The organism is Enterococcus sp. 3H8_DIV0648 (assembly GCF_002140655.1).
GTDB classification, from domain to species: domain Bacteria; phylum Bacillota; class Bacilli; order Lactobacillales; family Enterococcaceae; genus Enterococcus_A; species Enterococcus_A hulanensis.
Map to the genome: position 1 here is coordinate 3,228,779 of NZ_NGLG01000001.1, position 5,952 is coordinate 3,234,730.

General features: G+C 42.5%; 5 protein-coding genes. 3 read left to right on the forward strand and 2 right to left on the reverse strand.

The annotated features are described in order from the left end of the window. The first annotated feature begins 257 nt into the window (after positions 1–257). Positions 258–386, forward strand: coding sequence for a hypothetical protein (locus A5875_RS24155; protein ID WP_088934318.1), 129 nt, complete (start codon positions 258–260; stop codon positions 384–386). 166 nt (positions 387–552) lie between these two features. Then, the gene (locus tag A5875_RS14930) at positions 553–3,105 is read left to right on the forward strand and encodes an HAD-IC family P-type ATPase (protein WP_088934319.1); all 2,553 of its coding nucleotides are present in this window, start codon (positions 553–555) and stop codon (positions 3,103–3,105) included. 9 nt (positions 3,106–3,114) lie between these two features. Here the strand turns inward: A5875_RS14930 and A5875_RS14935 are convergent, their stop codons facing one another. Beyond that, a complete protein-coding gene (locus A5875_RS14935) occupies positions 3,115–4,563 on the reverse strand; it encodes a helix-turn-helix domain-containing protein (protein WP_088934320.1) in 1,449 nt (482 codons plus the stop codon). A gap of 160 nt (positions 4,564–4,723) precedes the next feature. Between A5875_RS14935 and A5875_RS14940 the strand changes: the two genes are divergently transcribed. Beyond that, positions 4,724–5,650 (forward strand): aldo/keto reductase, encoded by a 927-nt coding sequence (locus A5875_RS14940; protein ID WP_088934321.1) that lies wholly within the window; start codon positions 4,724–4,726, stop codon positions 5,648–5,650. Between the two features lie 43 nt (positions 5,651–5,693). Here A5875_RS14940 and A5875_RS14945 read toward each other — a convergent pair whose 3' ends face one another. Then, the gene (locus A5875_RS14945; protein WP_088934322.1) at positions 5,694–5,870 is read right to left on the reverse strand and encodes a LytTR family DNA-binding domain-containing protein; all 177 of its coding nucleotides are present in this window, start codon (positions 5,868–5,870) and stop codon (positions 5,694–5,696) included. Positions 5,871–5,952 lie beyond the last annotated feature (82 nt).

Sequence of the window (5,952 nt, forward strand, 5' to 3'; positions counted from 1 at the left end):
ACTGATATCAATGAATCAAGTACAATTTAATAAATTAGCTGACCAACTTATACATTCATTAAACAAATAATGAATGATCGACCCCGCTCGTTTGAGTGGGGTTTTTTGTTTGCTCAAAAATAATTCACAGTCCAAGCATATTAGGAGATACATCTCAGCACCTGTGCTATGGTTAATACATACAATAACTGAAGCGGCAATCTAGTTATAGCTGTTTCGTTTTCATTAATAATTAAAAATCATAGGAGGGGAATCGCATGAAATCACTAGTTAAATTTATGGTTGCTAGTACACTTATCGTAAGCGGCGTTTTAGTAGCGGGAACAATTTTGACAACGAAGAAAATCGACGAATACGGCGATGATCTGCAAAACTTTTTACATTAATCTGATCTAATCGTAAGCAGTTCTACTTCATATTATTGAAGCGGGGCTGCTTTTTTTATGTGCTTAAACACAATAATTGCAGTCTTCCATGAAATTATCGACCTTAAAAAATGAAATTTCTCCGTATACTTAAGGTATCAAATGAATGACATGGAGGAATACATAGATGAAATGGTATAAACAATCAAGTGAAGAAGTGTTAAATAAAGTCGAGTCGCAAATCACAGGTTTAACGACAGAAGAACGTGAGGCGCGGTTAAAAAATAATGGACCGAATAAAATGGAGGAGAAAGAGCAAGTCAAGCTATGGTGGAAAATCGCCAAGCATTTTACGGATCTGCTGATGATCGTATTGATCGTGGCAGCCTTGCTGAAATTTGCGACAGGCGAAGCGGTGGAAGGCGGAATTATTTTCTTAGTCGTGATCGTCAACGGCTTCGTGGGATATTGGCAAGAGCGTAAGGCGGAAGAATCATTGGATGGCTTGAAGCAAATGATGGGTCAAGAGGCGACAGTCTTAAACGAAGGACAGCCGTTGAAGCTGGATTCAGAAAAACTGGTCCGGGGCGATGTGGTGATCTTAAAGGCTGGTGATGTCATCCCAGCGGATCTGCGTCTGATCGAAGTGCATGATTTGACGGTGGAGGAGTCGATTTTGACTGGGGAATCTGAGGCAGTTGAAAAAACGGTCGAGGCGATCTCGCAGGATGCTATGGCTGGGGATCAGTTAAATATGGCTTTTTCAGGCACACTCGTACAAACGGGTTCGGCTCGCGGATTGGTCGTTGAAACAGGAGATGCGACGGAAATCGGCAAAATCAATCATGCCTTGCAGTCGATCCAAGCGCAGACGACACCGCTGGTTAAAAAAATGCATCAATTAAATAAACAAATTTTTAGAGGCATTCTAGCCTTGATCGTCTTCTTACTATTCTTTACGAGCTTCAGATATGGAATGGACTGGAGTTTGATGTTCTCTGCAAGTATTGCCTTGATCGTCGCGATGATTCCAGAAGGCTTGCCGGCTGTGTTGACAATGATCCTTTCGATGGGTGTCAAAGAAATGGCGGATGAGAATGCGATCATCAAAGGAATGCCCGCGGTAGAAACGCTAGGCTCAATGACGGTGATCTGCTCGGATAAAACAGGAACTCTCACGAAAAATGAGATGGCCGTGCAGGAAGTTGTCACAGAAGAGCTTTCATTAGTTAAAGAAATAATGAATAACTGCCAAGAGTTAAAGACCAAAGATGAGCAAAAAATCGAAGAGATTCATGGCAATCCGACAGAGCTGGCATTGTTGAATTATGTAGCCGAAGAAGAGCAGCAGTTAAAGCCAGTGTTGGCGAAGATTCCCTTCAGCTCTAGTTACAAATATATGGCGACGCTGCACGCGGATGGCGAAAATCAGATAATTTTTGTAAAAGGTGCACCGGAAGTATTATTGGAAAAAGCTGGCTTAACAAATGAAGAACAGCTTAAGTGGGAGCAGCGCGGATTGGAGCTTGCTAGTAAAGGTCAGCGGGTACTAGGCTTCGGATATAAAAAAGCCTCTTCAACAGAATTAACCCATGAGTCATTATCTGGATTAACCTTTGCCGGCTTAGCAGGAATCATTGATCCGCCGAAAGAGAGCGCCATTCGAGCGGTTGAGCAGGCACAGCAGGCAGGGATCGCGGTTAAAATGATTACCGGCGATCACAAAGCCACGGCTCAAGCAATCAGTGAGCAGATCGGTCTGAAGCACACGTCTAAAATTTTAGAAGGTGCCGATATTGATGGCATGTCTGATGAAGAATTGGCTGAAGCGGTGGGGCAAGTAGATGTCTTTGCTCGTACGACACCAGATCATAAGCTGAGAATCGTAACGGCGTTGCAGAAAAAAGAAGAAGTCGTGGGAATGACTGGTGATGGCGTGAATGATGCACCAGCCTTGAAGCAGGCTGATATTGGGATCGCAATGGGGATCAAAGGCAGTGAGGTAAGTAAACAAGCGGCGGATATGGTATTAGCCGATGATAATTTTTACACGATCGTAAAAGCCGTGAAGGAAGGCCGCAGAATCTTTGATAATCTGCAAAAGACGATTAATTTCTTTTTACCAACAGCACTAGCACAAGGGTTGATCGTAATCTTGGCTCTGTTGATGAACCGTCCATTACCATTAACACCGATCCAAATTTTGTGGGTCAACATGGTGACGACGATCACACTATCTTATGCATTAGGCTTTGAAAAGGCGAGTGCCGATACAATGACTCGTCCGCCGAGAGATACAAAGATGGGGATTTTATCCGGCTACAGCTTCTTCAGAATCTTGTATGTATCCTTGCTGATCATGATTCCGGCGTACTTCTTATCGATGCGCTTTGATGGTGCGGCGTTGCAGCAGACGATTCTTTTACAGAGTATTGTTTTAGGACAGGCGGTTTATATGATCAATTGTCGTGAGATGGTCGATCCGGCGATCAACCGCCGCTTCTTCGAAAATAAATTCTTGTTTATTTCATTAGGAATCCTCTTTGTTCTTCAACTAGGTGTTGTCTTCTTACCATTAGGGCAGCAGCTGATTGGAACAACGGCACTTAGCTTCACACAACAATTAGTGATTTTAGGCAATGCGCTGCTGCTGTTCTTCGTAGTTGAGATCGAGAAAAGAATCAGTAAAGGGATTTTTCGAAAAAAAGAAAAAGCGGTTAGCCATTACCAAAATGACTAACCGTTTCATCTAAAGATACGAATGAGAAGTGAGTTCAGTCAATTGGCTGAGCTCATTTTTTGTTGGGATGGTGGAGATGTAGACCACCGGGATCGGCATCGAATCCAGCGGAATATTGGAAAGGATCAAATCACCGCTTTGAAGCCTTCCAGTTTGCAGCTGAGAAACTTCCAGTGAAACTAAGTTGACTCGTTTGCCCAACAGATCCGCCAGCTCCTGCTGCAGGAAGATTTTCCAAGCGGGTTCACTTTGGAAAACGAAAAAGATCGTTTTGGTATAAGGTCGGATCATGAAAATGGCCTGCTGGCTTAATAGTGAAAAGAGATTAACGAAATAGGTCGTATCTCCGATCGCAGAAAATTGCGGCAGACTATTAAAAAGCTCCGTGCTTTTTTCGGTTAAGATCGCGTAGGTTTCATTTCTTTGCAGCAGCAGTTCTTGATATTCTAATTGAAATTGCTTCGACAGCGCCGGTGATTCGGCGTATTTTAACAGCAGCAGCAAAATATTTGTCAGCAGGTTTGTTTGAAGTAACGACGGCAGCAACAGCTCGCCGGCGATTTCTTGAATGGTTTGCTGCGCTTTTTTTCGCAGCAAGGGATATCCTTCAGCTAATACATCGGCGACTTTTTTTCCTAAAGGATTATTGTAGTTCCAGCTTTCTAAAAAGCAGAAAAAGGCAAAAAAGATTTCTTCGTCTTGCAAATAGACGCCTTCTTTTTTATATAGATCCTTCAACAGCGGTGCGTAGATATTGAATAAAGGATCGCTGGCTTCAAAGCTGAAGTCATCGATGGGACAACCGGCCTTGATGCGGATACTATTGATAAAGAACCAGCAGATTCCAAAAATCTGTTCCGTATCCACAAACAACTCATCGGTGATTTCTTTTGTTAAGAAGCGTAGATAATGTTCTTCGTGGATCGTATAGTCCTCAAAAAAGTAATTGTTATGAGTAAAGGGCAGCAGCAGCCGATGATAAAAAATTCGGATGGCACTTTCTTCCCCAATCAAATGGGCGCGTGTAGAGGTTAGATGGATCTTGATGTTAAAAAGCTGCAGCTGGTGATTGATTTTTGTGCGCTGCCGTTTGAGCGTTTCATAGGAGACACCTGTTTCATCAAGAAAACGAGGAACGTTTAATTCCTTGGTAAAAAATAATTGCTTGATTAATTGCAGACTGACCGAATGGGGTAAAAAGGTTTCCCAGATATCATTGGTCAACGCCTTTTCCTGGGCAATCAAGCGGATGCCGCTTTTGTCAGAGTCCAACTCCCAATGTTGCGGCAGATAAGTACGAATCAGCTGCAAATCTGAAAAAATGGTGCGCTCGGTGGTTCCGATTTTTTCGGCCAGCTCTTTGGCGGTTAATTGTGAATGATTAAGAAGCTGTTCCAAGAGTAAAATCTGACGATAAATATCCTTTTCGGTAATGATTTTTTTCAGCATCGAGTACATATAGGAACCCTCCTTCAAAAATAAGCATACGGAGAAAGGTCTGTTGGGTCAAGCGAGAACTGCGGAGTGCGATTCTAAGGGCTGGGGATTTTTTTTATCAACAAAATAGTCTATACTTCTATAGGTAAGAAAAAATGTTTTTTCAGAGAGGATGGACACAATGCTACAACGAAAAATCGGCAACAGCTATTGGGAAGCTTCAGCGATCGCTCTAGGAATCATGCGAATGTCAGCGCTAACGTCAACAAAGGCAGCAGAAGTTTTAGAGACTGCTTTAGAAAGTGATATTAATTTTATCGATTCAGCGGATATGTATGGCGATGGAAAATCTGAATTAGTTTTCGGTGCAGCTTTAAAAGAAGGAAACATCTCGCGGGATAAATTCTTTATTCAATCAAAAGGCGGCATCGTGACTGGCGACGACAAACGTTATGACTTTTCGAAACAACATTTATTAGATTCTGTAGATGGTGTTTTGGAACGGATGGGCATCGACTATTTAGATAGTTATCTGCTGCATCGTCCTGATCCATTGATGGAGCCGGAAGAAGTTGCAGAAGCGTTTGATATTTTGCAGGCCAGCGGAAAGGTCCGTCACTTCGGTGTATCGAATGTTAACCCAGAACAATTCCAATTATTGCAATCTCATGTAGATCAAAAATTATTGATCAATCAATTGCAATTTTCAATCATGCATACAGGGATGATCGATTACGGCATGCATACGAATATGACGGATACCCGTTCATTCGATCATGATGGCGGTGTGTTAGAATTTTCTCGTCGTAAAGGCGTGACGATCCAAGCGTGGTCGCCATTCCAGTACGGATTCTTTGAAGGAGTCTTTATTGATAATGACAAGTTCCCAGAATTGAATGAGCTGCTGGCTAAACTAGCGAAGAAATATGACACGAATAAAAATGCGATCGCGACTGCTTGGATCTTACGTCATCCAGCGAATATGCAGGTGATCTTAGGTACGATGAATCCAACGCGGATCAAAGAAAGTGCTGCAGGCGGCGATGTAACCTTAACGAAACAAGAATGGTACGATGTGTACTTCGCAGCAGGAAATGATTTACCATAAAAAAATAAGGGATGTGCCGATTCGGCACATCCCTTTTAGGTATCTAAGAACATAGGATCAATTTGTTTTGCAGCGATTTTAAGTTTCTTTTTTTGCGAACGGCAACCGGAATCGTCGCCCCATCATCCATCATCAATGAGTTGTAGTCTTTAGCAATTGATGCGATGGCTTTTTGATTGATCAAAAAGCCGCGATGACAGCGAATAAAACTATCCTGCAACTGTTCTTCTAGATCTGTCTCTTATACACATCTAGATGTGTATAAGACGGAAGTGTTACTGAGCCCCACTCAATTATTATTA

What these genes read in the sequence shown, in the direction of transcription:
- A5875_RS14935 (WP_088934320.1), bottom strand. Translation starts at nt 4,563, where the DNA reads ATGTACTCGATGCTGAAAAAAATCATTACCGAAAAGGATATTTATCGT.
- A5875_RS14930 (WP_088934319.1), top strand. Translation starts at nt 553, where the DNA reads ATGAAATGGTATAAACAATCAAGTGAAGAAGTGTTAAATAAAGTCGAG.
- A5875_RS14940 (WP_088934321.1), top strand. Translation starts at nt 4,724, where the DNA reads ATGCTACAACGAAAAATCGGCAACAGCTATTGGGAAGCTTCAGCGATC.
- A5875_RS24155 (WP_088934318.1), top strand. Translation starts at nt 258, where the DNA reads ATGAAATCACTAGTTAAATTTATGGTTGCTAGTACACTTATCGTAAGC.